Source organism: Bradyrhizobium sp. Ken51 (genome assembly GCF_055807435.1).
In genome coordinates this window covers 183450-208486 of sequence record NZ_JBVVPB010000002.1, presented here as the reverse complement: position 1 = coordinate 208486, position 25037 = coordinate 183450, and the positions used below count along the sequence as shown (strand labels likewise).

Genomic DNA, 25037 nt, shown 5'->3' with positions numbered 1-25037 from the left:
TGACCGAACCGCCTCCGTTCAGGCGTGCCGGGTCATCATTTCATTTCGCGGTGCTCGGCGGCCGTCTGGCCCCTGGCATCGCAGTTCAGCCGGTAGACCCGGCCCGTTTTCTCCCGACGCGATTGCTCGATGCGCGCACCGATCATCCGCCGGCACGTCCAGACCCATCCGCCCCAAAGGGATGAGCCCGACATGCGTTCAACGCCCCACAACGTCACGTCTTCAACCATTGCCATCCGAGCCTGTTTCCAGCCCGTTCAGGCGCCCGAAAAGTCCGCTCTCGCCGGGCAGACAAGCCCGTATCCCGCTGCCTTTGTCTGGCTTGGCGGAGTGCTGTTTTGCAGACCCTTTGGGGGAGTGCCGGCGGGACGCAAACACACTCGCGCCGAACGGATCGAAAACTAGGACTCTCCGTTACGCCCGTCAAGAACTAGTGCGAGTTCCTGAATCAAATACTAAATATGGTGGATTGTGGGGGATAACAGGGGGCAGGCCCGCGCCTGTTGTTGAGCCAAGTATCAGTGAGTCCTCAGGGATTCCCAACCGAAAAAATTTGCATCTGGTGGTCCTGCTGAGGCTTCACCCCGCTGTTCACAGGCCAGGTATATTTTTAAGTCGCGGGGTTGCCTCAGCGGGACTCACGTAGGGCTACGGTAGGTAAGGGCAGGCATGCCCGCCGGGCTGGTGGTGGGAGGCGCGAATCCGCGCCAAGCTGCGCTGGATTTTGCCGGACTACCCACATGCTTGATTCGACCCGCCGGGATGCGCGAGCGCGCATCGCCCCGGCCGGCCTGATGTTCCTCGCCATCACCTCGGTGGGCTGGGGTTTCAACTGGCCGGTGACGAAATTCCTGCTCTCCGAGCTGCCGCCGCTGACCCTGCGCGGGGTCACCGGCGTGCTGGGCGCGGTGCTGCTGGCGGCGCTTGCGCTGATCCGCCGCGACAGCCTCAGCGTCCCGCGCGAGATCTGGCCGCGGCTCGTGACCGCCGCGCTCCTCAACGTCACCGGCTGGATGGTGCTGATGGGCCTGGCGCTGCTGTGGCTGCCGGCGAGCGAAGCAGCGCTGATCGCCTACACCATGCCGGTCTGGGCCTCGCTGATCGCCTGGCCGGTGCTGGGCGAGCGGCCGACCTTGTTGCGCACCATCGCGCTGGTGATGGCCTTTGCAGGCCTCGCCTCGATCATGGGCGGCAACGGCTTTGCCGCCACCGCGGACAAGCTGCCGGGCATCATCATGGCGCTGTGCGGGGCGCTCGGCTTCGCGCTCGGCACGGTGTTTTCGAAGAAGTACCCGATCCGCCTGCCGCCGATCACGGCCGCGGCCTGGCAGATCGGAATCGGCTGCCTGCCGATCACGATCATCGGCCTCGCCGTCGAGACCACGCATCTGGAGCTGGTGACGCCGGTCGGATGGTGGCTGCTGGTCTATTCGACCGTGGTGCAGTTCTGCATCGCCTATGTCAGCTGGTTCGCAGCACTTGCACGCCTGCCGGCCTCGGTCGCCGCGATCGGCACCATGGCGGTGCCTGTCATCGGCGTCGTGGCATCCGCGATCGCACTCCACGAGCCGCTGGGAGCAGGGCAGATTGCCGCGCTGATCTTCACGCTGGCGGCGGTGGTGCTGGCGACGCGCTAGGCGCCTAAATTTCGGTGACGACCCACGCTTCACACCGCCTTGTCTCCGAACGCAGCGGGAAGCGTGGTGAGGAACGACATCACGCGCTGTGTGCGCAGGGGCGGGCGGCGATCGGAGGTGCGCAGCATCCATAGGGGCTCCGCCGGCGCGCGCCAGGGCGCAAGCACTTCGACCAGCCGGCCGGCGCGCAGGTCTTCATGGACGAGCCACGCCGGCCCCCAGCCGATGCCGAACCCATTCGCGATCAAAGCGAGCGAAGCGTGCGCGTCGTCGCAAATGTGCTTGGGCTTGGGCGTGACGCGAATGAGTCCTTTGCCGCGCGGGTCGGCGAAACGCCAGGTGAGGATCTGACCGCTCGCGGGATTCCGGAAGCCGACGTGGTCGTGCGCGGAAAGCTCGTATGGCGTAGCCGGCGCGCCGCGCGCGTTCAGATAGGCAGGCGAGGCGCAAGCGATCCAGGGGAACGTGCAAAGCCGCCGCGCCTGATGGCCGGGCGCGCGGTCGAGGGACCCTGAGCGGATCGCGACGTCGACGCCTTCCGCCGCGAGATCGAGAATCTCGTTGCGGAATTTGACCTCGATCTCGATTTCCGGCCGTTCCCGCAGGAATGCGGGCAGTCGCGGCAGGATGCAGGCGCGCGCGAACGAGGCGGGGGCGGTCACGCGCACACGTCCGCCATCGTCGCGCGCGACTTCGCCGAGCGCGGATTGGACACGGGCGAGACTTTCGACCAACGCGCGTCCCGCCGCCATTAGCCTGTCGCCCTCTTCGGTTAGCGCCAACGAATGGGTGGAGCGATGCAAAAGCCGCAACCCGCGAGCCTTTTCGAAGCGGGCGACCGCCTTGGACATTGCCGAGGTGGTCGTCCCCGCCCGCCGCGCGGCTTCGGCGAAGGAGCCCGCCTCGACGACGCGGACGAAGGCGAGGAGACGTGAGAGGTCGGGAGGTAAAGTCGTTGTGGACATGCAGTCCACATAGTCATGGCTATGCAGTCACTACAAGAGCCATTCCCTAGCGGCTAAATACGGAGCGTCAGCGCGCAATCTGCGCCGCTAGAAACCGCGGGAAGTCCCATGAACCCCATCGAAATCACCCTGCAAGCCCTCGACGCCGCCGAGCGCGCGATTCCACCCGGCCAGCCGGTTTATATGCTCAATCTGCTGCGCTACCGCGCGTATGCGCGTTACGAGGACGGATTCGACGCCGCGCCCTGCTCGGGCCGCGAAGCCTTTCATGAACGCTATAGGCCGGCATTTCGGCGCCTCGCGGCCGGTAAGCCGCTCGTGCGGATGTTTTCCGGGCCGGTCCTGACGAGCCTCGTCGGCGCGCCAAGCGAACGCTGGGACGAAGCGGCGATCAATGAATACGGCGATTTCGCCACCTTCCGCTCGATCGTCGACACCGAGACTTACCGGCGCGAAGCCGCCCCGCATCGGCACGCGGCGCTCGAGGATTTCCGGCTGTTCGCGCTCGCCAAGGCGATGTGAACGCATCGAGGCGACGGCCTCGGCATTCGCCTTTAACGGAGCACTTCAGTCATCGGGAGTTTGTCTTCGAGCACCTGCTGGCATACTCCAGGGAGGTCGAGATACCGATGCGGGTGACGTTGGGCGGATCTGGCTGTAACAGCTCAAAGGCGCGGCGCCCATTTTGACCGGTGGCCATCGAAAAGAAGAAGCTGGCGGCGCGGAATGAGTTGGAATGGCCCAAAGGAAAACGTGAGTTCCTCTCGACGCCGGCCTCTCTGCAATGTCTCCGTGGTAGCCCGCATTCTTCACTGCCAAAGGACGCGACAGTGCGCTGAAAATATCATGCGTCACAAGGCTGCTGAACATCGCGATTTTGAAAAGCACGATCGCAGCGAGCATTTTGTCGCAGGATCCAAAGCGTTCCTTGGGCTTCGTGCGGCCCCTGCCACGAACGGCGGATTTACCTGATTTAACCGACCCGCACCGCCCACCGGACTATAGTCGCTCGATCGCAGTTTCGTCCGTCCGAAAGGTATCGCAATGAAACACCTGATCCTGGGAGCACTCCTCTCCATGGCGGCCAGCCTTCCTTCGTTCGCGCAGACGCCCGCAAGCAAGCCCGTCTCGATCGTTCTCGTACACGGCGCCTTCGTTGACGGCTCGGGCTGGAAGGCTGTCTACGACATTCTGACCCGCGACGGTTATGAGGTTTTGGTCGTCCAGAACTCGACTGCAACGCTCGACGGTGATGTCGAGACAACGCGGGAGGTCATACGCAAGGCGGGAAAGCCGATCATTTTGGTAGGCCACTCGTATGGCGGTGCCGTCATCACCGAAGCCGGAAGCGATCCCAGGGTTCGCAAGCTTGTCTATATTGCCGCTTTCGCGCCAGAGGTCGGAGAATCCGTCTACGAGCTCGCGACGCGTCCTACTCCGGGCGAGGCCGGTGCACCGTTGTTGCCGCCGAGCGGCGGCTTTCTTCTGGTTGATCCGGCGAAGTTTCCGAGTGCGTTCGCGCAGGATGTTGATCCGTCCATCACCGCCTTCATGGCCGCAGCACAAGTTCCGTGGGGACTCAAAGCGGTCGAACACAAGATCGTTGGCGCAGCATGGAAAGACAAGCCTGTGCACTACATGCTGACAACGCAAGATCACATGGTGCCGCCCAGCACACAGCGCTTCATGTCTTCGCGAGCAAAAGCGAAACTTACCGAGCTGCCGAGCAGCCATGCCGCGATGCTCTCCCACCCGCGGGAAGTTGCAGCCTTCATCGAAAGCGCAGCCGGAGAAGCAGATTGATATCACCGGCACCATGTTGGCGGCAATATTACGACGTTTGGGCTTAGTGCCTTCACAAGATTCAAGGGGAATGTCATGACTCAGCACGTCCTGGTTATCGTCAGCAACGCAGCCGTGATCGGTCCGCACAATCGTAAGACGGGCTTCTTTTTCGCCGAGGTCGCGCATCCGTTCGATGTGCTGGACAAGGCAGGCATTGCCGTTGAGTTCGCCTCTCTAAGGGGCGGGTGGACGCCATATGATGCCTACGACGAGAAAGATCCTGCGCAGAAGTCTTTTCTCGAAAGCAAGGCCTTTCGCCGTTTGAATCGCAGTCGCAAACTAGCTGAGGTGGATGCTGCCGATTACGAAGCCATCTTCGTGCCAGGCGGTCTTGGACCGATGGTCGACATTCAGCGTAACCCCGTCGTTCAGAATGCAGTCGTGCGCGCCTGGAGCAGTGGAAAGTTTGTAACTGCCGTTTGTCACGGTCCGTGCGCGCTTCTTGGCGTAGACCTTGGCGATGGCAAGCCGTTCGTGCAGGGCAAGAAGCTCACATCGTTCTCGAAGAAGGAAGAGTACGACTACGCACGCGAAGACGTTCCTTACGAACTTGAAGATGCGCTGCGGGCAGAGGGTGCCCAGTATACGTCCGCAGCAAACTGGCAACCTCACGTCGTCGTCGACGGACGCCTCATCACTGGCCAGAATCCCGCCTCGGCCGGGCTCCTGGCCAAGGAGTTGCTGGCAGCACTCAGAAAATAAAGAATAGGCAGCCGAGCATCGCCTGGCTGACCTGGAGGCCGCATTCCCCGAGGAAGCGTGGTTGATAACAATGCCTCGGACGCAGAACTCGAAGTGAAGGTCTGCTTCGGGGGCATACACGTTGGTTCGCCGGTAGCTCGACGACTTCCGGTCTACTCCCGGCTTCGGACACTTCGCTGTAGCGCAAACTGGAGCAATGGGCCCACGAGCGGACGCATCGCGACTCAGCAGTTCGCAACTTTCGATCGCCCGCGTCAGCGCGCAGCTAACAATTCCGCCAAGGCCGGGGCGTTATGACGGTTCAGCCGCGCTTGGCGCCCGCGGTGACCTCGTCTTTGTGGGCAGCGAAGGCTTCCAGAACTTCGGTTTTCTCGCGCTTCGGGATTTTGAAGTGATCCAGGGTCCGTCCGAGTTCCGCTGCGACTTCGTCGAACTCTGCAGGTGAGATCCGGAGGTTGCGATGGGCCTCCTCAAGGCCAAGCGGGGTTGCGCCGGGCCTGGTTGCTGCAAACTTGAAGGGGCCACCCGAAACGTCGCAGACCCACAACGTGCGCATGAATTTGAGGCCGGGGAGCCTTTCCAGGCTCTTGGTGTGCCATTCTCGGAGCTGCGGATTCTTGGACTTCTGGCCGACGATGGGATTCTTCACGACGGCATCGCTGAAGTGATCCACTACAGCCGCGATGGCGAAAGCGCCGCCCAGCCGCTCATAGAGGCTTTTCTCAGGCGTGGTTTGCTTGTTCTGTGCTTGCGCGTTGTCCGCACTCGCCAAAGCCATGGGGACAGCAATCATCGCCAATCCTGCGACGATGCTTCGTCGCGTGATGGAAGTCGAACGAGTCTTTGTCATTGGCAGCTCCTTAGAGATGGCTCAAAAGGCCTCACCGCCTTGAGCACGGTGTGTCGTAGCTCGGCGTCCTCCGATGCCAACGGGTACGCCGCCACTGTTGGCGTTCAGGCCCCGTCTGATCGGCGCTCTCCTTGCTGTCTCCTTGGATGGCTTTGAAGCGAAGAGGTTCCCGTCAAAAATCGAAGTCGACGAACAAAACCCGCGCCACGAATGTCCGGACTGGGTCACAAGTCGCCGATCACACCCAACGTAGGAGCTTCCGCTTGGCCTTGGTGAGCCGACGTTATGTACACGGCCTGTCGTATTTCGACGTCATAGACCTGATCGCGGGCGTCGCCTCGAAGGCCAGAATTGTCGGTCTCGATCTGGTCGAATTGGCGCCGGAGCGTGATGTGCAGAATATCGGGGCAATCTGCGCAGCGCGGATCATCTGCAACACCATTGGATGTGTCGCCAAGCAGATACGCTAGCCGGCCGGCATGCCTCCCAGCGCCTTCCTGATCATCTCGGCGAGCTGGTTGCGGCGGTAGGGTTTTGTCAGCAGCATCACGCCGTCGTCGAGCTTGCCGTGGTGGACGATGGCGTTGTCGGTATAGCCGGAGGTGTAGAGCACCTTCACGCCGGGGCGGATCGTCGCCACCTTGTCGGCGAGCTCGCGCCCGCTCATGCCGCCGGGGATGACGACGTCGGTGAACAGCAGATCGAACGGCTGGCCCGCCCGGATCAACTCCAGCGCGGCCTTGCCGTCGGGCGCGGCGACGGTCTGGTAGCCGAGGCTCTGGAGCTGCACGGTGACGAAGTTGCGCACCAGCGGATCGTCCTCGACCACGAAAATGGTCTCGGCGCCGCCTTCCGCCTGCGGCGGCGTGGTCGGGGCCGCCTCGGCCATGCCTTCGCCCGGTGGCAGATAGAGCTTGATCGTGGTGCCGTGGCCTTCCTCGCTGTAGATCTTGATGTGGCCGCCGGACTGCTTGACGAAGCCGTAGACCATGGAGAGGCCGAGGCCGCTGCCCTTGCCGACCTCCTTGGTGGTGAAGAACGGCTCGAACGCCTGCTGCTGCACCTCGGCCGGCATGCCGGTGCCGGTGTCGCTGACGGCGAGCATCACGTACGGGCCGGGCCGTACGTCGGGATTGTTTTGCGCATAGGCCTGGTCGAGCACGACGCGGTGGGCCTCGAGCAGCAGCTTGCCGCCGTTCGGCATGGCGTCGCGGGCGTTGATGGCCATGTTGAGCAGGGCATTGGTGAGGCGGGACGGATCGATGTGCGCGGTCATCTGCCCCTGTTCGAGCACGGTCTCGATCTCGATCTGCTCGCCGAGGGTAGGGCGCAGCAGTTTCGCGATGTCCCCGACCGCGGTGTTGATCTCGACGTTGCGCGGCTGGAGCGGCTGCCTGCGCGCAAAGGCGAGCAGATGCTGGATCAGCTCGGCGCAGCGTTCGGCGGCCTCGTCGATCAGGCGCGCCACGCGCTGGAGGTCGGGCTGCTGCTTCAGGCTTGCCACCAGCGTCTCCGTATTGCCGGAGATCACGGTGAGCATGTTGTTGAAGTCGTGCGCGACGCCGCCGGTGAGCTTGCCGATGGCATCCAGTTTCTGCGACTGGTACAACTGCCGCTCGGTCTCGCGCGACATGGTCGCGTCGTGATAGACCAGCACCGCGCCGGAGACGTTGCCTTGCCCGTCCAGCATCGGCCGGCCGCTGATCATGAGATGGCGGGAAGGATTGCCGCTGTGCGGGCGGACGATCATCTCCATATTCTCGAACGGCTCGCCGCGAAGCACGCGTGCCGACGGCAGCTCGTCGGGCTTGAGCGGGGTGACGCCGTCGCCGTGAAGCACACTGGACATCGCGCGCAGATTGCGCAGGTTCATGCCGCTCCGGTGCAGCAGCATGCGCTCCGCGGCCGGATTGGACAGAAGGACGTTGCCCTCGGCATCGATGACCAGCACGGCCTCCGCCATGCTGTGAAACGTGCTCTGGAGCACGTTGACCGACAGGCGCAGCTCGTCATGCGCGGTGACCAGATGCTCGGTGCGCTCGGCCACTGCGGACTCGAGCTGCTGCTTGGCGGCCGTGGTCTCCAATAGCGTGCTCTTGAGTGCGCCCTCGGTGCGCCGGCTCTCGCGCATCATCATCACGACCAGCAGCAGGATCACCAGCGCGCCGGCGAGGTCGATGCCGAGCAGCACGATGCCGGTACGGCGCGAATCCTGGGAGCGCGCCGCGAGCAATCGTTCTTCCTCTGCGCTCAAACGATCGAAATTGCCCATCACTGTGTCCATGAGGCCACGGCCCTCGCCCTTGCCCTGCACCGCGGCAATGCCGGCCTGATCGTTTCCGGCGCGCAGGCGCATCACTTCGGCGGCGATCTCGATCCGGCGGAGCGCCAGCGGCTCGGTGCCCTCGAGCAGCGCGACATGTTCGGGCGTGTCGCGCACGCTGCGCTTGAGGTCGGCGAGTGCCGGTGCGATCCGGGCGTGCACCGCCTGGAATTCTTCGCTGAAGCTCGGGCTGCGATAGATCTCGTAGCCGCGTGCGGCGCTCTCGGCGCTGCGCATCAGCACCCGCAGGTCGGAGATCTTCTTCAGCACCTGGACGGTGTGATTGACCCATGCCGCATCGGACCGTGACTTGACGTCGAGGCCGATCGAGGCTGCGGTGATGATCAGGAGGATGGCAAGTCCAGCACCGAGAATGACGCGCTGCGTTGGGATCAAGGGGCTTCTTTCTTGTCCTTCGGCTGTGAGCCATCGCCCGGCCCGGCGATGCATTCCCGGATCGTGGTCAGCAGCGCGTCCGGCGTGAACGGCTTGCGCAGGCAGCGGGTCGCGCCGAGCTCCAGCGCCATCCGGAGGAAGTCGGGAGAGGGCGAGGCGGATGACGCGAAGGCGTAGCCGGACATCGCGATCAGCGGAACCGCCGGCGCGCGCTCGTGAAAGATGCGAATGGACTCGAAGCCGCGCATATGCGGCATGAAGATGTCGACCAGCATCACATCGAAACTCTGTGTTTCGAGCGCAGCCAAACCCGTTTCTCCGCCGTCAGTCAACGTGACGTCGAAGCCCTGGCGCTGGAGGAGGACCTCGATGGTCGCGCCGACCATCGGATCGTCATCAACCACGAGAATACGCGGCATGACACTTCCCAGTCATCGAAGTCCCCATAGCCAAGTTGATACAGGTGAATCGCGCGTCGGGTCAATTTGGGATTGGATAAGGGTAGATATGCACGGTGCGGTGAATAAAGGTCCGCTCGCGTCGGTTGGTACGCGGCATTGCAGATGACGAACACGCGAAACAGGTGAAGCGCCCCCAATGCAAAAAGGCGCCGCATCGCTGCGACGCCTTCTTCTTCAAATGTTGCCGGTGTGCTTACGGACAAGGATGACGCTGGCCGTCATAGCCCAGATAGGTGCCGGACGCCGGATCGTAGGACTTGTAGCGCTGCGCGCAGTAGCCCTCGGAGTCGCCGCCGCTATCGGGGACCACGGCCACTGACGGCTCGTCATAATAGCTGTCGTCGCCATAGTAGTAGGGGTCGTTGTAATAGCCGCCGCCGTAATAGGCGTACGAGCCGAGGCCGCCGATCGCAGCACCCGCGGCGACACCGGGCCAGAACCCGCCGCCGCGACGATGATGCCAGTGACGACCACTCCAATTGCCGCTACCGCCCTGCCAGTTGCCCGCAGTCGCGACGCTGCGTGTCCCGCTGTAGGACGGCGAAAAGGCCTGTCGGCTCGCGTTGCCGCCTACGAAGCTGCCACCGCTGGGACGTACCGCTGCGCCGGCGGCGAAATTGCCACCGCCACCACCGATCCTCGCGCCGCCGAAATTGCCGCCGCCCATGCGGGCGCCGCCACCGCCAAAGTGAGCACCCCCACCACTGAAGTGAGCGCCGCCGCCACCGCCGCCGAAGTGGGCACCGCCACCTCCGCCGCCAAAGTGGGCACCGCCGCCACCGCCGAAATGCCCACCGCCGCCACCGCCATGTCCGCCGCGACCTTGCGCGAAGCTTGGCGTCGCCAACGGGAGAACCAGCGCCACGGCCGCAGCCGCGCTCAAGACTTTCAGACTCTTCATGATCAAAACTCCTTTTCCCGGAAGCAAACCCCATGAAAGGGCTGTAGTTCCTGGGATCACGGCGGTTTGCGTGCGAGGATAAGCTTTCATGGCCACGCTGTATCCGGCATGAACGGATCGCGTCCGATTTGCGGCAGCGTCCGTGTGCCCGGCGACCGCATCTGCAGCGGGGCACCGCCGCCCGCGCCGAACTGGACATTTCGCCGTCCGGATGGCATCAGGACCCGACGAAGCAGGGCCCTTGCCGCATGAAACAGTTCTTCCTCAAGTTTTTCACCTGGTGGAATGGCCAGACGTTTGGCACTCAACTCTGGACCAAGCGCTACGGCGAGCTGGTCGGCCAGGACGAACAGGGCAACCTCTATTATCGCACCCGCGGCGGGGCGATCGATCCTGCGCTCGGCTTCGAGCGGCGCTGGGTGGTCTATAACGGCTATGCCGAGGCCAGCCGTATCCCGCCGTCCTGGCACGGCTGGATGCATCACACCGTCGACGTGCCGCCGACGCAGGACAACTACCAGCCGCGCGAGTGGGAAAAGCCGCACCAGCCCAATCTCACCGGCACGGCGAACGCCTACCGTCCTTCGGGCTCGACGCTCGCCAGCGGCAAGCGGCCGAAGGCGACCGGCGACTATCAGCCCTGGACGCCCAGCTAGGCTTCCGATCCCGCTGAATCCTTGTCGTAGGAGTGGATGCACCCGCATCCGCCTCGCTTTGCTGTGGACAGCGGGAACAGCGGGGATGATTGCTGCGCACTGGTTGCAGCCGTGCGAGCGATGCGGCTCAATGGTCGCATCTTACGGAGATGGGAGACCATCGCGTTCGGTTCGGGCAACAGTTCGCGACTGTCCCGAAATGCAGCGGCCGCCGACCAGGACTCGATCGGGAGATAGGCCCCCGGTCTGGAAGCTCCGAAATCGCCCGATGAAATGTGCAGCCGCCGTAAGACAGGAAAGGCCGCTCGGGAAACCGGGCGGCCTTTTTCTTTCGTGAAGGGACAACTGGACGTCACGTGCCCCGGACGCGGCGCAGCACGGAGTGATGCGCTGCAGAGCCGGGGCCCATGCCGCGGCGTGCCGCGTGGCTTGTTGGGTCCCGGCTCTGCGCAGTACCGCTACGCGCTGCAGCGCGTCCGGGACACGAGAGTGGAGACTAGGTCATCCGCTCGGCTGCGCGCTTCACCGCTTCGAGGCGGCGCGCCTGGCCTTGCGCGCCACGCTCTCTGAGCAACGCCACCACTTCCGCCGGCGCGGTATCCGGCGAGCCGGCATTGAACGGCGGGGCCGGATTGTATTCGAGCTGAAGCTGGATCGCCTCCGCGGTGGTGCGATTGACCATGATCGACACCAGGGTCAGCGCGAAATCGATTCCCGCGGTGACACCGCCGCCGGTCACGCGGTTGCGGTCGACGCAGACGCGCGTCTTGGTCGGGGTCGCGCCGAACTGGCTGAGCATCTCCATCGCGCTCCAATGCGTGGCGGCGCGGTAGCCCTTCAGGAGGCCGGCGGCGCCGAGCGCCAGCGATCCCGTGCAGACCGAGGTGACGTATTTAGCGCCCTCGGCCTGGCGGCGCAGGAAACCGAGCACCTCCTCGTCATTGAGCAGATCGTTGGTGCCGCCGCCGCCGGGCACGCAGATCACGTCGAGCTGCGGGCAGTCGGCGAATGTCGTGGTCGGCGTCAGCGTCAGCACGGAATCGCTCGGCACCGGCTCGATCCGTTTCCAGATCAAATGCAGCTTTGCGCCGGGCACGGAGGAGAACACCTGCAAGGGACCCGTAAAATCGAGCTGGGTGACGCGCGGAAACACCAAGAGACCGATCTGGAGCGGGGACGACATGAGAGCCTCCAATTATGAGCTTGACGGAGGCAGCCTGTCATGATGCCCTTCTGTCCAAAATGGCGTATTTCCCTCGCTTTCGGACATGACCATGATCGGCATCCTGATCTTCCCGGACTTCCAGTTGCTCGATGCGGCCGGCCCGATCTCGGTGTTCGAGATCGCGGCGCGCTGTACGGGCAAGACGACGACCGGGATCCGCGTGCTGGCGGTGAACGCGGGGCCCGTGCGCAGCTCATCCGGCGTGGAGATGATGGCGCGCGACTTCAAGTCGGCGAATGCGATCACGACGCTGGTCGTGGCGGGAGGCGCGGGCGTGACCGATGCCGCGCGCTGCGAGGTCACGCGTGCCTTCGTGCAGCGGCTGGCGCGGCGCGGCGTGCGGGTCGCGAGCGTCTGCTCGGGCGCCTATGTGCTGGCCGAGGCGAGATTGCTCGACGGCCGCCGCGCCACCACGCATTGGGGACGGACGCGGGATTTCGTCGCGCGCTATCCCAAGGTGAAGTTCGAGCCGGACCAGATTTTCACGCGCGATGGCAATGTGTGGACGTCGGCAGGCATCACGGCGGGCATCGACCTCGCGCTCGCGATGGTGACGGAGGATCACGGTGAGCAGATCGCGCAGGACACCGCGCGGCAGCTCGTGCTGTATCATCGCCGCAGCGGCGGCCAGTCGCAATTCTCGTCACTTCTGGAATTGAAGACGCCGAACGGCCGCTTTGGCGCGCTGCTGTCATGGGCGCGCGAGAACCTCGACGCCCGGTTGACGGTCGAAGACCTCGCCGACCGCGCCGGCATGAGTGCGCGGCATTTTGCCCGCGCCTTTGCCGCCGAGACCGGCACGACGCCCTCGAAGGCCATCGAGCGCTTGCGCATCGAGGTCGCGCGCGAGCGCGTGCAGTCCTCGCGCGAGGCGATCGAGCTCGTCGCGGAGGCGACAGGTTTTCGCGATCCCGAGCGCATGCGTCGTGCCTTTATCCGTGCCTTCGGCCAGCCGCCGCAGGCGCTGCGGCGCGCGGCAAGGGCCGGGTAGGGAGAATTGATCGGGTTGGAGAGCCCGCTTGAGCGGGTGAGCAGACTTGCATATGGCCGGGCGTTCCGCCTTTTGACCCGGAACGGACCTCGTCAAGCGGATGCACCCGTTGTAGACGATCGGTACAACACGTACCGTCGCCGATACCTATGCAAGGAACCGCAATGACCGATCGAGAAAAGATCCTGATTGCCCTTCGTGAAAAGCCTCTGAAGACTTTCGAAGTCATGAAGCGCGTGAACATCAAGAACCAGGACGACTGCCAATCGCTCCTGTTGAAGATGCGTGACGAAGGCGCTGTGAAGTTCGATATTCACAAGGGAAATTGGCGCGCTGCGTGACGACATTCGCCTGGTCACCAGCGGCTTCGCGATGGCACAGCGGACATGACGTGAAGATTGATTCAGCCCGATGCGGCCTTGCCGTCGGTTGCCGCGGCGCCCGAGGCCTGTGCGCGCGCCGTCAAGCGCCGCGCGATCGGCATCAGCATATAGGGCGCCAGGTGAATGGGAAACTGCGTCATCGCGAAATAGAGCCAGGTGGTGGGCGGCAGCGCGCCGGCGGTCGCGGCGAGCATCAGGCCCAGATTGCGCTGTGACACCATCAGCCCGAGCGCCAGCGCGCGCTCATAGCCGATACGGCGGAACAGCACCGTGGTGACGGCGAGCAGCGTGAAATAGATCGCGAAGGCGAGCGCTGCGAAGCCGAGGGTGGAGACCGGCCGGGCGACGAGATCGCTCGCGACGTCGCCCATGATCGCGGTCGCGAAGACCAGCAGAATGACGATGTTGAAGCCGTCGATCGGCTGCCTGTGGCGCTGGATCGCGGCCGCGCCGAAGATCTGTCGGATCACGGTCGCGGCCAGCAGCGATGCTGCGAGGATGCCGAGCAGCTTCAAGCCCAGCGCAGGCGGCGAAATGCTGAGCATGCCATCGAGGAACAGGCTTGCGAACAGCGATGCCGTGAACGGCACCAGCGCGGTCGCGCTCACCAGCGTGACCAGCACCAGCGTGGCGTCGAGGCCCATCAGCGCGGCCAGCGCCGGCGCGGCCATCATCGGCGACGCCATGCTCTGCAGCATCAATGCCAGGGCAAGGTCGGGCGCGCGCGCCGTGAGCGCGGTGAGATGGACGATCAGCCCGACGATCACAGGCACGCCGATCATGGTCCAGACGGTCGCGGTCGCCACCAGCGCCGGCCGCCGCAGATGGCCGGAGAGCGCGGCCAGATCGACCCGCATGAAGGAGATGCAGAGCAGGACGAAGATCGCCTCGGTGACGTAGGGACGCAGCAACGCACCGAGCGGCGGCACCGCGAGCGCGATGAACACGACGGCGGCGACCGCGCGGGTGCCTTGGCCACCGAGCCATGTCAGCCCGCGCAGGGGGAGGGCGAATATGCTTTGAAGAACGGGCGGCATGAGGAATGGCGTTTCAGCCCAATCCTTTCAGCCACGCGCCGATCTCGCTCACGGCGACATTGGCCTCTCGCAGCAATTTGCCCATCGTGAAGAAGCCATGGAACTGGCCGGGATAATGCTTGGTAGCCACGGGCACACCGGCCTGCTTCAGACGTTCGGCATATTCGTCGCCCTCGTCGCGCAGGGGATCGGCGCCGGCGGTCAGCACATAGGCCGGCGGCAGGCCGGCCAGGTTCTTCGCCCGTGCCGGCGAGGCGCGCCAGTCGTGGATATCGGCGGCGCCGTTGAGATAATGGTCGCGGAACCAGCGGATCACAGAATGCGTCAGCAGCACGCTGGTCTCGGGCTCGCTGTGGGAGCCGTGCGTCATGGCGAAATCGGTCGCCGGATAGATCAGCAACTGGCCCGCGATGGCGGGACCGTTGCCGTCGCGCGCGGCGAGCGCGACGACTGCGGCGAGGTTGCCCCCGGCGCTATCGCCGCCGACCGAAAGCCGGGAGGCGTCGATGCCGAGCTCGCGCGCGTTGGCGGCGACCCATTTGGTCGCGGCGATCGCGTCATCGGCGGCGGCGGGAAATTTGTGCTCGGGCGCGAGGCGGTAGTCCACCGAGATCACGATCAGCGCGCCGGCGTCGGCAAGCTGGCGGCAGACGACGTCATGGGAATCGAGATCGCCGATCACCCAGCCGCCGCCGTGGAAGAACACCAGCGCCGGGGACAAGCCATCATGCCGGCGGGACTCTTTCGGAACATAGAGGCGCGCGGGAATGGCGCCGTGCGGTGCCGGGATTGACAGCGGCGTGACGCGTGCGAGGTCCGGTGGCTCGGGATTGGTCGCAAAGCGCGCCTGCGCGTAATAGGCGCGCGCTTCCGGGGCGGTCAGGGTCTCGTAGGCGGGGCGGCCTGCCTCCTGGAAGGCCTGGTAGACGGCGGCGGCATCGGGATCGAGCACAACGGGCATGGGGAAGCGACCTCTGGGTTTCCAGTTATGGTTGGAGTTCTTTTTGGGAGCGGCGCCGCCTGGCCCCCGGGGAAGGGCGCTCGACTATCCCATCCGGGGGCCGATCTGGCCAGACCGGGCCGGGAAGGGCAGGGATGCCGCCCTTCCCCCGCCGTATTCGCCGTGTTAACCGGATGGCCTGCGAGCGGCGGTATCCCCTGTAGAATGTCCAGCAAGCCCGATTCGCTGTTGAAGCCGCGCGAGATGTTTCGAACATTTACCCTGACAGGTCTTGCGGCGCTTCTGGCCGCCACCGTACTGACGGCTGCGACGCCGGCGCAGGCGCAAATCGGCACGATCTTTTCCGATCCGCCGCCGCTGCGGCCGCCCGGCAACATTCCGCGTGGCCAGCCCCAGCCGCAGCCACAGATCCCCGACGACGACGAAGAGGTGCCGGAGCTGCCGCCGCAGGGCCGTGTGCTGCCGTCGCGTCCGATGGCGCCGCCGCCGGGCCGGCAGGGCAACGTGATGCCGGGCCCGGTCGAGACCCAACCTCTGGCGCCGCCGCCCGGGTCTAGTGCTGCTCCGCCAAACCAGCCGCCGCCCGTCGCGGTCGCTCCACCCAATTCGCAAGGCGCCCCGGGTACGCCCGGTCAGCGCCAGCCACAGCAGAAGGGCGGGCCGGGCGGCGCAGTCCCACAGACGCCGGCGAGCCTTCAGCCGGGCGACGAGGTCGTCACCGAGCCGCCGGCCCAGAAGATCGTGAACAAGAAGGCGACCTTCTCCGGCCTCGACAAGATCACCGGTCGCATCATCAATTTCGACGAGGAGATCGGCGAGACCGTGCAGTTCGGTGCGCTGCGGGTCAAAACCGACGCCTGCTACACGCGGCCGGCGACCGAGGCCGCCAACACCGACGCCTTCGTCGAGGTCGACGAGATCACCTTGCAGGGTGAGGTGAAGCGCATCTTCTCGGGCTGGATGTACGCGGCAAGTCCGGGCCTGCACGGCGTCGAGCACCCGATCTACGATATCTGGCTCACCGACTGCAAAGAGCCGCAGCAAACGATTGCGACCGCGGCACCGGATCCCGGCACCAAGCCGGCAGCACCGCCGCCCCCCGCGCAGAAGAAAGCCGCGCCCAAGCAGGTGCAGCAGCGTCCGCCGCAGCCCTTGCCGCCGATCCAGCAGCAGCAGCCGGCTCCGCCGCCGCCACCTCCGCCGCCCGAGCAGCGCCCGGGTCTGTTCGGCATCCCCGGGTTTGGCCGCTAGGCCAAATTCCCCGAGTTCGGTCGGAAATGCCTGGTTATTGGCGTGCGGCGATGATCTCGAGCGCGCGTGTGCCGGGGATCGCTTCACCGGCCGAGAGCCTCAGGAAATCGCCGGGCTCGCCCGCGAGCGCCTTGTCGAGCAGCGCGGTGTAGCGCCGCCGCGAAATCTCGGCCGCGCCAAAACTCTTCAGGTGTTCGGTGACGTATTGGGTGTCGAGCAGCTCGAAGCCGCCATGGATGAGCCGCGCAACCAGATGCACCAGCGCGACCTTGGAGGCATCGCGCGCGGTGTGGAACATGCTCTCGCCGAAAAAAGCCCGCCCCAGGCTGACGCCGTAAAGCCCGCCGACGAGGTCCTCGCCCTGCCAGGCCTCGACGCTGTGGCAATGGCCGAGCTCGTACAGCCCGCCATAGAGGTCGCGGATGCGCTTGTTGATCCAAGTGTCCTCGCGCCCCGCCTGCGGCGCGGCGCAGCCGGCGATGGTGGCCTTGAAGGCGGTATTGACGGTGACACGGAATGAATCCGAACGCACGGTGCGCGCGAGCCGCGAGGCCACGCGAAAACCATCGAGCGGGATGACGCCGCGCAACTCCGGCTCGACCCAGAACAGGGTCGGATCGTCGGCGCTTTCGGCCATCGGAAAGATGCCGCAGGCATAGGCGCGCAGCAGCACGGCCGGCGTGATTTCAGACGGGGCAGAGTCGCGCGAAGTCATGGCTCGCCACAATAGCAGGATCGCAATGCGGTTGCGATGGGCGGTGCGGATCAGTTCGCTGCGGCAGCAGCCGGCTTGCTGGCGGCGGCCGGTACACGGCGGAACCTCAACATGACGCGGGTTCCGGAATGGGTGGGGTCGCGCTCGACCGAAGCGTCGAGCTTGGTGGCCATGGCTGCCACGATGCGCTGGCCCATGCCGGTGGAGCGCGGATCGGCCTTGACGTTGTCGCCGACGCCATCGTCGCTGATCGACAGCAGGAGATCGTCGCCCTGCGAGGTCAGCTCCACATGGATCGGGCCAGCGCCGTCGGGGTAGGCGTATTTCACCGCGTTCATCACCAGCTCGTTGACGATGATGCCGACGGCGACCGCACGATCCGGATCGATCTCGATCGGTTCGGCCTTCAGCGTCAGGCGCGACATCCGGTTACCCTCGGCCGAGCGGCGCAAATCCTCGAGCAGCGAGTCCAGATACTGGTTCAGGACCACGCTCTTGAGGTCCTGCGAGGTGTAGAGGCGGCGGTGCACCTGCGCGACCGCGGCGACGCGGCCCATCGCGTTGGTCAACGCAGCCTTGACCTCGTCCTGCGCGGCGGAGCTGGCCTGCAGGTGCAGCAGGGAGGCGATGATCTGCAGCGAGTTGCCGACGCGGTGGTTGACCTCGCGCAGCAGCAGTTCGCGTTCGGCAGCGAGCGCTGCGTAGCGGTCGCGCGAGGCATGGATCTCGGCTTCAGCTTCCTCGCGCGCCTTCTGCAATTCGGCCTGGCGCAGCGCGCCCTCCGCCGCGACGTGAAGCAGGGGGATGAAGTCGCCCTTGACGTCCTTGACCAGATAATCGGCCGCGCCCGCCTTCAGCGCCGTCACCGCGATGCTGGAATCCTGCGACGCGGTGACGAAGACCACCGGCGGTGCGCCCGGGATCGCCATGATCTGCTCCAGCGTCTCCAGCCCGTCGAGGCCGGGCATGTACTGGTCGAGCGCCACGACGTCGATGCCGCCGGTCGTGCCCGCGCGGCGGATGAGCTCAAGGCCTTCCTCGCCGCTCGCGGCATGGACGACCTTGTAGCCGCGCCGTGTCAGGCCGCGATCGACCAAGCGCGCAAGCGCCCCGTCGTCGTCGATGTAGAGCAGTGTGGGCGTACGTTGATTCATGGGGCGGCGGGCGGGACCTGGATGACCGAGAAGAACAAGCCAAGCTGCCGGATGGCATTGGCGAAATTCTCGTAGTTCACGGGCTTGGTGATGTAGACGTTGCAGCCGAGCTCGTAGCAGCGCTTGATTTCCTGGGAATCGTCGGTGGTGGTCAGCACCACCACGGGCGAGGCCTTCAGGTATTTGTTCTCCTTGATCTGCTTGAGGATGTCGATCCCGGTCATGTCGGGAAGGTTGAGATCGAGCAGGATCAGGAGCGCATTACCTTTCTGCACCAGCCCGCTACCGTCGGACCCGAACAGGTGCTTCATCGCGTCCGTGCCGTTGGCAAAGGAGATGATCTCGTTGTTGACGCCGGACCTTCGGATGTTCCGCTCGATCAGCCGCGCGTGTCCTTCGTCGTCCTCGATCATGATGATGCTGACGGGTTGAGTCATTGATCCGCGTTCCGGTTGCTGGCGTTCCAGGTGATGGGCAGCGTGATGGTGAAGGTACTGCCCGTATTCAGTTCCGATGATACCGACATGGTGCCGCCGAGGCGACGCACAAGTGCACGCACATGCGCAAGACCGATGCCCTGACCGGGCTTGTCCTGGGTTCCGGCGCGGCGAAACAGGTCGAAGATCCGCTGGTGGTCCTTGGGGTCGATGCCGCGGCCGTTATCGCTGATCTCGAAGATAGCGTAGCCGAGCTTGGTACGCCCGCGAATTCTGATCTCGCCGGGGACGCCGAGCTTGAGATATTTGATGCCGTTGTCGATCAGATTGGAGAATATCTGCTCCAGCGCCAGGCGGTCGCTGACGAGATTGGGCAGGGGGGCGACATGGATTTCGGCCTGCGCCTCGGCGGCCTGATGCGCCAGCGTCGACACGATGGCTTCGATCAACTCGCGCGTGTCGATCTTTTCCGGCTGGAACTCGCGCCGGCCCTCGCGGGTGAGATTGAGGATCGCCGAGATCAGGCGGTCCATCTTGGCGATCGACGACTTGATGAAGCCCAGCGCTTCGGCAAAATCCGCTGAAAGCTGCTTGTCGGGACCTTCGAGCGCGATCTCGCCGGTCGAAGGCGGCGGACCGTCGGCCGGGACATGGGTAAGGCCGCCGATACGGCGGAAAATGTCGCCGCCGAGCTCCTCGAGTTCGCTGGTGAAGCCCATGATGTTGACGAGTGGCGAGCGCAGATCGTGGCTGACGATATAGGCAAAGCGCTGGATCTCGTTGTTGGCCTCGCGCAGATCGGCCGTGCGTTCGTCCACTACGGCCTCCAGATTGACATTGGCGTCGCGCAGGCGCGCCTCGGCATCGTCACGGGCACGGACCGAGTGCCGCACCAGCCAGATCGAGATCAGCGCCAGCAGCACGACGAGGCCGGAGCCGATGCCGGTCATCGACGCCGCGAGGGTCTGGCTGCGGTCCGAATTGACCGTTCGAAGCCGGAACAGCCGTTCTTCTTCCTGGATCATCCCGGTCGCCACTTTGGCGATCGCGGCTGTCGCGTCCGTGGAGGCGATCTCGCGGACCAGCGCTGCGGCCTTCTCCGGCTCACCCCGCCGGATGAAATCCATCTCCCGCACGAACTGCCCGAGCCGGGTCTCGATCGACGCGCTCAGCTTCTCGATGTTCTCGCGTTGCGCCGGATTGTCGCCGATCAGGCGCGTGAGCTTGTCGAGAGCCGGGATGACGGCCGCCACGGCCTTGTCATGGTCGGCCTTGAAATCCTCTCCTTGCGTCAGAAGGTAGCCGCGGGCGGCGCTCTCGGCCCGCCGGATCTCTAGCAGGAGGGCGTTGATCTGGTTCTCCGCCTCGATGGTGTGAACCACCCATTTGCTGTCGTCTCTCGCCTTGTTGACGAGGTAGACGGAGCCGGCGCTGATCACGGTCAGCACGAGAAGCCCCGCCGTGAACAGCAGGATCTGCCAAAATGCACGCCGTCGCTGTGCGTCAGCAGTCACGACGGCCTCGCTCGGTCAGGCTTGCCGGACTTCAAAACGCCCCCTCGGAACTGTCCCCATCGTCCCAAACGCGATTGGGGCCAAAGGGTTCCATGTGGAGGGACGGCTACTTCGGGGCGGGTTCCGCCTTGCCGGCGAGATATTGTTCCAGCCAGTGGATGTGGTAGTCGCCGTTGATGATGTCGTCTTCGCGCACCAGAGCGCGGAACAGCGGCAGGGTGGTCTCGATACCCTCGACCACCATCTCGTCCAAGGCCCGGCGCAGCCGCATCAGGCACTCGCCGCGGGTCTTGCCGTGCACGATCAGCTTGCCGACGAGCGAGTCGTAATAAGGCGGGATCGTGTAGCCCTGATAGACGGCGGAATCGATCCGCACGCCAAGTCCCCCGGGCGGGTGATATTGCGTGATGCGGCCGGGCGAAGGACGGAAGGTCTGCGGATTCTCGGCGTTGATGCGGCACTCGATCGCGTGGCCGATGACCTGGACCTCGTCCTGCCGCGCCGGCAGGTCGCCGCCGGCGGCGATGCGGATCTGCTCCAGCACGAGGTCGATGTCGGTGATGCTCTCGGTGACGGGATGCTCGACCTGGATGCGCGTGTTCATCTCGATGAAGTAGAACTCGCCGTCCTCGAACAGGAATTCGATGGTGCCGACGCCGAGATATTTCATCTCGCGCATCGCCTTGGCGCAGGTCTCGCCGATCTTGGCCCGTGCAGCCGCGGTCAGCACGGGCGAGGGGCCTTCCTCCCAGACCTTCTGGTGGCGTCGCTGCAGCGAGCAGTCGCGTTCGCCAAGATGAATCGCGCCGCCGCGGCCGTCGCCGAGGATCTGGATCTCGATGTGGCGCGGCTTCTGGAGATATTTTTCGAGGTAGACGGAGGCATCGCCGAAGGCGGATTTGGCCTCGTTGGCGGCCGTCGACAGCGCGACCTGAAGATCGGCCTCGCTCTCGGCCACCTTCATGCCACGGCCGCCGCCGCCGGCCGCGGCTTTGACCAGCACGGGGAAGCCGATCTTCCTGGCGATCGCCATCGCGTCGTCGTTGGGGCCGACCCCTCCGTCGGAGCCGGGCACCACGGGAATGCCGAGCTTCTTGGCAGTCCTCTTGGCCTCGATCTTGTCGCCCATCAGGCGGATGTGCTCGGCCTTCGGGCCGATGAAATGCAGATTGTGTTCGGCGAGGATTTCGGCGAAGCGCGCGTTCTCCGACAGGAAGCCGTAGCCGGGATGCACGGCATCGGCACCGGTGATCTCGCAGGCCGCGAGCAGCGCGGGCACGTTGAGATAGCTGTCCTTGGACGCCGGAGGCCCGATGCACACGCTCTCGTCCGACAGGCGCACATGCATGGCATCGGCGTCGGCGGTGGAGTGCACGGCGACGGTCGCGATCCCGAGCTCCTTGCAGGCCCTGAGGATGCGAAGGGCGATCTCGCCGCGATTGGCTATGAGGATCTTGTCGAACATGGTGTCCTTATTGGACTGACGCGCGGAAAGCGGCCAGGGCGATGAGACCGCCCTCGACCGTCACTCAATGATCACGAGGGGCTCGCCGTACTCGACCGGCTGGCCGTCCTCGATCACGATCTGCGTCACCGTGCCGGCGCGCGGCGAGGGGATCTGGTTCATGGTCTTCATGGCTTCGATGATCAGCAGCGTCTGGCCGACTGAGACCTTGCTGCCGACCTCGATGAACGGCTTGGCGCCGGGCTCCGGCGCCCAATAGGCGGTGCCGACCATCGGCGAGGTCACGGCGCCGGGATGCTTCGACAGGTCGGCAGCGGCAGGCGCGGCGGCAACGGCGGCCGCTGGGAGAGCGGCGGGGGCGGCCGCCATCTGCATCGGCATGGTCGCGGCGACGCTGATGTTGCGGGCGACGCGCAGGCGCAGGCCGGCACGCTCGATCTCGATTTCGGTGAGGCTGGTCTCATCGAGCAGCAAGGCGAGCTCGCGGACGAGGGCGGAATCCTCGCTGGAAAACTTTGCGGCTGCTTTGTCGTCTGGCTGGCGCGCCATGTTGTTTGATCCGAATGTTCTGTGTGAAGGGGGAGCGTCAGGCTTTGGGCTTGATGCCGAGCTTGGCGGCAAGGCCCTGGATGGCGAGGCGGTAGCCCTCGATGCCGAAACCGCAGAGCGAAGCGAAGGCCGCGCGCGCGGTGTAGGAATGATGCCGGAAGTTCTCGCGGGCGTGGATATTGGTGACGTGCACTTCGACCGTCGGGATCTGCACTGCAAGCAGCGCGTCGTGCAGCGCGATCGACGTGTGCGAATAGCCGCCGGCATTGATGATGATGCCCTTCATCTTGCGGGCGTGCGCCTCGTGGATGAAGTCGATCAGCTCGCCTTCGCGGTTGGACTGCCGGCAGTCGGCCTTGAGGCCGAACGTCGCCGCCGTTTCCCGGCACAGCGCCTCGACGTCGGCCAGCGACGCATGCCCGTACTTCTCGGGCTCGCGTGTCCCCAACATGTTGAGGTTCGGCCCGTTCAGGACAAGGATCGTGTCGGTTGCTGGTTCGGCCATTCCAATCCCGCAAGAGGTGCTTCGGCGTGGCGGGGGTTATAGGTAACAAAGCGCGTGAGGGGAAGCCTTGAAGGACCTCCGAGGTGGCTTCAGATGCCTCATCCGGGGTGCAAAAACCTGTGCGCAAGCTACGGAAATTGCTTGTTAACCAGTTCTAATCGTGGCTGCCGGACGGGACAGGCGGGGGAGGAGCGCCCGATAGCCCAAAAGCCCCTGCCGATCTCTCGGCAAGGGCTCATTTGGGCATCAGCGAGGCAGCTTAGCCTTCGATGACGTATACGATCTCGCGCGTCTGCGGACGAACGATGACGTACTGGCCGTGCACGAAGATCACCTCGTAGCCGCGCCACTCCGGATAGATCTCGACGATCCGGGGCGGGAGCGGATGGAAACGAACGCTCGCCGGGATGGTCGTGCCGACCGAGATGTTGAAGTTGACGTTGGTCGTTTCCTCGATCTTGGTCGACTTGATCGCGGATGAGATCTCGGTCCGCTTCTCGGGCGGCGGCGCAGAAGCGGTCGCGGAGGCCGTGCCGGTCGTGGTCTGAGACTTGGTATCGGCAGCCTTGCTGTCTGCACCCTTGGTCTGACTGTCTGCGCCCTTGGTCTGGGCGTTCATGTTGCCGCTCTTGGTGTCAGTCTCCGTGCTCTTGGTCTTGTCCGTCTGGGACTTGTCCATCGTGCTCTTCGACTTGTCCTGCGCTGCCTTGTCCTGCGCTGACTTGTCATGCATGGACTTGTCCTGCGTGGACTTGTCTTGCGCGGACTTGTCCTGCGCGCCCTGGGCGTGCTCACCCTTCGCCGCGCCGGCCTTCTCGTCGGCCGCGTTCTTGTTCATCGCGCCGGACTTGTCCATCCCGCCCGACGACTTCTCCTCGGCTGCTCCGCCGGGCTTCATGGCGCCGCCAGTCTGGCCGACGGTGCCCTTCTCCTGAGCGGATTCACGGCCCATCGAGCCGCCGCGCTCGGCGGCGCCGGAAGGCTGCGAGTGCTGCGTCGGCTGCGCGCCTGCGCCGCCACCGCTGTCGCGGTTCATGGTGCCCTGTGCGTTCGCCAGACCGGTACCGGCGACGAGCGCGAGCGCGGCGACCGAGATCATAAAGCGGTTAGACATTGAATTCTCCTCACGTGTTTCTCTGCGTCATTGCCCGCGCCGACAACGAAACGACGTATCAGGAGTTCCGGAACATTGGCGGTTCCGAGGCTTTTGTTTGTTGAATGCCAGATGAACGCGCGCGCCAGATTTCGGCGCAATGAAAAGGCCGGCTTTTCAGCCGGCCTCGTTGCATGCGTGAGTTGTAGACGTGATCAGCAAGTCGCCTTGTTAGCAAGTCGCCTTGTTAGCAAGTCGCTTTGCCGCAGCGGGCCACAGCGATCTTTTCCTTCAGGCTTTCGACACCGACGGCGCCAATAACGATCTGCTTGCCAATCACGTAGCTCGGCGTGCCGTTCATGCCCATTGCTTCGGCGAGCTTGAAGTTCTCCTCGATGGTGGTGCGCACCTCGGCGCTGCCGATGTCTTTCTCGATCTTCGCGGTATCGAGGCCGGCTTCCTTGGCCGCCTGAAGTGCGCGCGCCTTGTCGGCCGCGCCACGACCGCCGAGCAGCTTCTGGTGGAAGTCGAGGTACTTCTTGCCGGAGGGATCCTGCATGCGCACGGCGACGGCGACCTGGGCTGCTTCGACGGAGCCTTGGCTCAGCACCGGAAACTCCTTGAGCACCACCTTCAGCTTCGGATCGGCCTTCATGAGGGTGAGCATGTCGTCCATCGCGCGCTTGCAGTAGCCGCAATTGTAGTCGAAGAACTCGACGAAGGTGACGTCGCCGTCCTTGTTACCGAGCACGACCTGGCGCGGCGAGTTGAAGATCGCATCGGAATTCTGCGCGACGCTGGCCTCGTGCTTTTGCGTCTCGGCCGCGGCCTGGCGCTTGGTGAGCTCGGCCATCGCTTCCTCGAGCACCTCGGGATGGGTGACGAGATAGTTCTTGATGATCACCTCGATGTCCGTGCGCTGGGCATCGGAGAAGCTGTCGGCCGACGCGGGCGCGGCTGCGCCGAACATGGCGAGCGCAAACAGCGCGGGAGCAAGCAGGCGCAGCGAAGGCATAGGCAA

The 25037-nt window shown here is 64.8% G+C and carries 27 protein-coding genes; 9 read left to right on the top strand and 18 right to left on the bottom strand.

The genetic code is table 11. The features are described 5' to 3' along the window. Nucleotides 1-35: 35 nt before the first annotated feature. A complete protein-coding gene (locus tag AC0L27_RS04510) occupies nucleotides 36-236 on the bottom strand; it encodes a hypothetical protein (RefSeq protein ID WP_275171885.1) in 201 nt (66 codons plus the stop codon). Nucleotides 237-740: 504 nt separating this feature from the next. Here AC0L27_RS04510 and AC0L27_RS04505 point away from each other — a divergent pair. Continuing rightward, nucleotides 741-1637, top strand: coding sequence for a DMT family transporter (locus AC0L27_RS04505; RefSeq protein WP_354203763.1), 897 nt, complete (start codon nucleotides 741-743; stop codon nucleotides 1635-1637). 29 nt (nucleotides 1638-1666) lie between these two features. On the opposite strand, the gene AC0L27_RS04500 is transcribed toward AC0L27_RS04505, so the two are convergent. After that, nucleotides 1667-2602, bottom strand: coding sequence for a LysR family transcriptional regulator (locus AC0L27_RS04500; protein WP_354203761.1), 936 nt, complete (start codon nucleotides 2600-2602; stop codon nucleotides 1667-1669). Between the two features lie 108 nt (nucleotides 2603-2710). On the opposite strand from AC0L27_RS04500, the gene AC0L27_RS04495 reads away from it, so the two are divergent. The 3 genes from AC0L27_RS04495 to AC0L27_RS04485 all read left to right on the top strand — a co-directional run bounded on the left by AC0L27_RS04495 (nucleotide 2711) and on the right by AC0L27_RS04485 (nucleotide 5149). Continuing rightward, nucleotides 2711-3124, top strand: coding sequence for a hypothetical protein (locus AC0L27_RS04495; RefSeq protein WP_354203759.1), 414 nt, complete (start codon nucleotides 2711-2713; stop codon nucleotides 3122-3124). A 522-nt stretch (nucleotides 3125-3646) separates the two neighbouring features. Next, the gene (locus tag AC0L27_RS04490) at nucleotides 3647-4405 is read left to right on the top strand and encodes an alpha/beta fold hydrolase (RefSeq protein ID WP_354203757.1); all 759 of its coding nucleotides are present in this window, start codon (nucleotides 3647-3649) and stop codon (nucleotides 4403-4405) included. Nucleotides 4406-4480: 75 nt separating this feature from the next. Continuing rightward, nucleotides 4481-5149 carry a type 1 glutamine amidotransferase domain-containing protein gene (locus tag AC0L27_RS04485; RefSeq protein WP_354203755.1) on the top strand — a complete coding sequence of 223 codons (669 nt, stop codon included), beginning with the start codon at nucleotides 4481-4483 and terminating at the stop codon, nucleotides 5147-5149. Between the two features lie 301 nt (nucleotides 5150-5450). Here AC0L27_RS04485 and AC0L27_RS04480 read toward each other — a convergent pair whose 3' ends face one another. Then, nucleotides 5451-5942 carry a group I truncated hemoglobin gene (locus AC0L27_RS04480; protein WP_275172012.1) on the bottom strand — a complete coding sequence of 164 codons (492 nt, stop codon included), beginning with the start codon at nucleotides 5940-5942 and terminating at the stop codon, nucleotides 5451-5453. A 329-nt stretch (nucleotides 5943-6271) separates the two neighbouring features. On the opposite strand from AC0L27_RS04480, the gene AC0L27_RS04475 reads away from it, so the two are divergent. After that, a complete protein-coding gene (locus tag AC0L27_RS04475; RefSeq protein ID WP_354204545.1) occupies nucleotides 6272-6469 on the top strand; it encodes an arginase family protein in 198 nt (65 codons plus the stop codon). On the opposite strand, the gene AC0L27_RS04470 is transcribed toward AC0L27_RS04475, so the two are convergent. From AC0L27_RS04470 to AC0L27_RS04460, 3 genes are all read right to left on the bottom strand, one after another. Then, nucleotides 6466-8718: a CHASE3 domain-containing protein gene (locus tag AC0L27_RS04470; protein ID WP_354203752.1), complete on the bottom strand. Its 2253-nt coding sequence runs from the start codon at nucleotides 8716-8718 to the stop codon at nucleotides 6466-6468. The two genes, AC0L27_RS04475 and AC0L27_RS04470, sit on opposite strands and share 4 nt — an antisense overlap. Then, nucleotides 8715-9137, bottom strand: coding sequence for a response regulator (locus AC0L27_RS04465; RefSeq protein ID WP_275171893.1), 423 nt, complete (start codon nucleotides 9135-9137; stop codon nucleotides 8715-8717). Before AC0L27_RS04465 ends, AC0L27_RS04470 begins: the two co-directional genes overlap by 4 nt. Before the next feature lie 235 nt (nucleotides 9138-9372). Beyond that, a complete protein-coding gene (locus AC0L27_RS04460) occupies nucleotides 9373-10080 on the bottom strand; it encodes a BA14K family protein (protein WP_473317975.1) in 708 nt (235 codons plus the stop codon). Between the two features lie 248 nt (nucleotides 10081-10328). On the opposite strand from AC0L27_RS04460, the gene AC0L27_RS04455 reads away from it, so the two are divergent. Continuing rightward, nucleotides 10329-10736 carry an NADH:ubiquinone oxidoreductase subunit NDUFA12 gene (locus AC0L27_RS04455; protein WP_354054866.1) on the top strand — a complete coding sequence of 136 codons (408 nt, stop codon included), beginning with the start codon at nucleotides 10329-10331 and terminating at the stop codon, nucleotides 10734-10736. 496 nt (nucleotides 10737-11232) lie between these two features. Here AC0L27_RS04455 and AC0L27_RS04450 read toward each other — a convergent pair whose 3' ends face one another. Beyond that, nucleotides 11233-11919 carry a DJ-1/PfpI family protein gene (locus AC0L27_RS04450; RefSeq protein ID WP_354203749.1) on the bottom strand — a complete coding sequence of 229 codons (687 nt, stop codon included), beginning with the start codon at nucleotides 11917-11919 and terminating at the stop codon, nucleotides 11233-11235. Nucleotides 11920-12010: 91 nt separating this feature from the next. Between AC0L27_RS04450 and AC0L27_RS04445 the strand changes: the two genes are divergently transcribed. Both AC0L27_RS04445 and AC0L27_RS04440 read left to right on the top strand, forming a co-directional pair. Continuing rightward, the gene (locus AC0L27_RS04445; RefSeq protein WP_473317974.1) at nucleotides 12011-12952 is read left to right on the top strand and encodes a GlxA family transcriptional regulator; all 942 of its coding nucleotides are present in this window, start codon (nucleotides 12011-12013) and stop codon (nucleotides 12950-12952) included. A gap of 164 nt (nucleotides 12953-13116) precedes the next feature. Then, nucleotides 13117-13293, top strand: coding sequence for a hypothetical protein (locus AC0L27_RS04440; RefSeq protein ID WP_275171898.1), 177 nt, complete (start codon nucleotides 13117-13119; stop codon nucleotides 13291-13293). Nucleotides 13294-13355: 62 nt separating this feature from the next. Here the strand turns inward: AC0L27_RS04440 and AC0L27_RS04435 are convergent, their stop codons facing one another. Continuing rightward, on the bottom strand, nucleotides 13356-14372 hold the full coding sequence (locus AC0L27_RS04435; RefSeq protein ID WP_354203745.1) for a Na+-dependent transporter: 1017 nt from the start codon (nucleotides 14370-14372) through the stop codon (nucleotides 13356-13358). Between the two features lie 13 nt (nucleotides 14373-14385). Next, nucleotides 14386-15333 carry an alpha/beta hydrolase gene (locus AC0L27_RS04430; RefSeq protein WP_354203743.1) on the bottom strand — a complete coding sequence of 316 codons (948 nt, stop codon included), beginning with the start codon at nucleotides 15331-15333 and terminating at the stop codon, nucleotides 14386-14388. Nucleotides 15334-15537: 204 nt separating this feature from the next. On the opposite strand from AC0L27_RS04430, the gene AC0L27_RS04425 reads away from it, so the two are divergent. Next, nucleotides 15538-16584 (top strand): DUF2155 domain-containing protein, encoded by a 1047-nt coding sequence (locus AC0L27_RS04425; RefSeq protein WP_354203741.1) that lies wholly within the window; start codon nucleotides 15538-15540, stop codon nucleotides 16582-16584. Nucleotides 16585-16618: 34 nt separating this feature from the next. Here the strand turns inward: AC0L27_RS04425 and aat are convergent, their stop codons facing one another. The 9 genes from aat to AC0L27_RS04380 all read right to left on the bottom strand — a co-directional run bounded on the left by aat (nucleotide 16619) and on the right by AC0L27_RS04380 (nucleotide 25031). Then, nucleotides 16619-17299 carry a leucyl/phenylalanyl-tRNA--protein transferase gene (gene aat / locus AC0L27_RS04420; RefSeq protein ID WP_354203739.1) on the bottom strand — a complete coding sequence of 227 codons (681 nt, stop codon included), beginning with the start codon at nucleotides 17297-17299 and terminating at the stop codon, nucleotides 16619-16621. Nucleotides 17300-17349: 50 nt separating this feature from the next. Then, nucleotides 17350-18453, bottom strand: a complete 1104-nt coding sequence (locus AC0L27_RS04415) for a sensor histidine kinase (RefSeq protein WP_275171902.1) — start codon at nucleotides 18451-18453, stop codon at nucleotides 17350-17352. Next, entirely contained in the window at nucleotides 18450-18890 is a 441-nt protein-coding gene (locus tag AC0L27_RS04410) for a response regulator (protein ID WP_354203736.1), read from the bottom strand. The genes AC0L27_RS04415 and AC0L27_RS04410 overlap by 4 nt, the downstream gene beginning before the upstream one ends. After that, on the bottom strand, nucleotides 18887-20404 hold the full coding sequence (locus AC0L27_RS04405) for a sensor histidine kinase (protein ID WP_354203734.1): 1518 nt from the start codon (nucleotides 20402-20404) through the stop codon (nucleotides 18887-18889). The genes AC0L27_RS04410 and AC0L27_RS04405 overlap by 4 nt, the downstream gene beginning before the upstream one ends. A gap of 106 nt (nucleotides 20405-20510) precedes the next feature. Beyond that, nucleotides 20511-21869, bottom strand: a complete 1359-nt coding sequence (accC, locus tag AC0L27_RS04400; RefSeq protein WP_275171904.1) for an acetyl-CoA carboxylase biotin carboxylase subunit — start codon at nucleotides 21867-21869, stop codon at nucleotides 20511-20513. 60 nt (nucleotides 21870-21929) lie between these two features. Then, nucleotides 21930-22418, bottom strand: a complete 489-nt coding sequence (accB, locus tag AC0L27_RS04395) for an acetyl-CoA carboxylase biotin carboxyl carrier protein (protein WP_275171905.1) — start codon at nucleotides 22416-22418, stop codon at nucleotides 21930-21932. A gap of 37 nt (nucleotides 22419-22455) precedes the next feature. After that, nucleotides 22456-22923 carry a type II 3-dehydroquinate dehydratase gene (gene aroQ, locus AC0L27_RS04390; RefSeq protein WP_007591609.1) on the bottom strand — a complete coding sequence of 156 codons (468 nt, stop codon included), beginning with the start codon at nucleotides 22921-22923 and terminating at the stop codon, nucleotides 22456-22458. A gap of 259 nt (nucleotides 22924-23182) precedes the next feature. Then, on the bottom strand, nucleotides 23183-24037 hold the full coding sequence (locus AC0L27_RS04385) for a DUF1236 domain-containing protein (RefSeq protein ID WP_354203731.1): 855 nt from the start codon (nucleotides 24035-24037) through the stop codon (nucleotides 23183-23185). Nucleotides 24038-24263: 226 nt separating this feature from the next. After that, the gene (locus AC0L27_RS04380; RefSeq protein WP_354203729.1) at nucleotides 24264-25031 is read right to left on the bottom strand and encodes a DsbA family protein; all 768 of its coding nucleotides are present in this window, start codon (nucleotides 25029-25031) and stop codon (nucleotides 24264-24266) included. Between the last annotated feature and the right edge of the window lie 6 nt (nucleotides 25032-25037).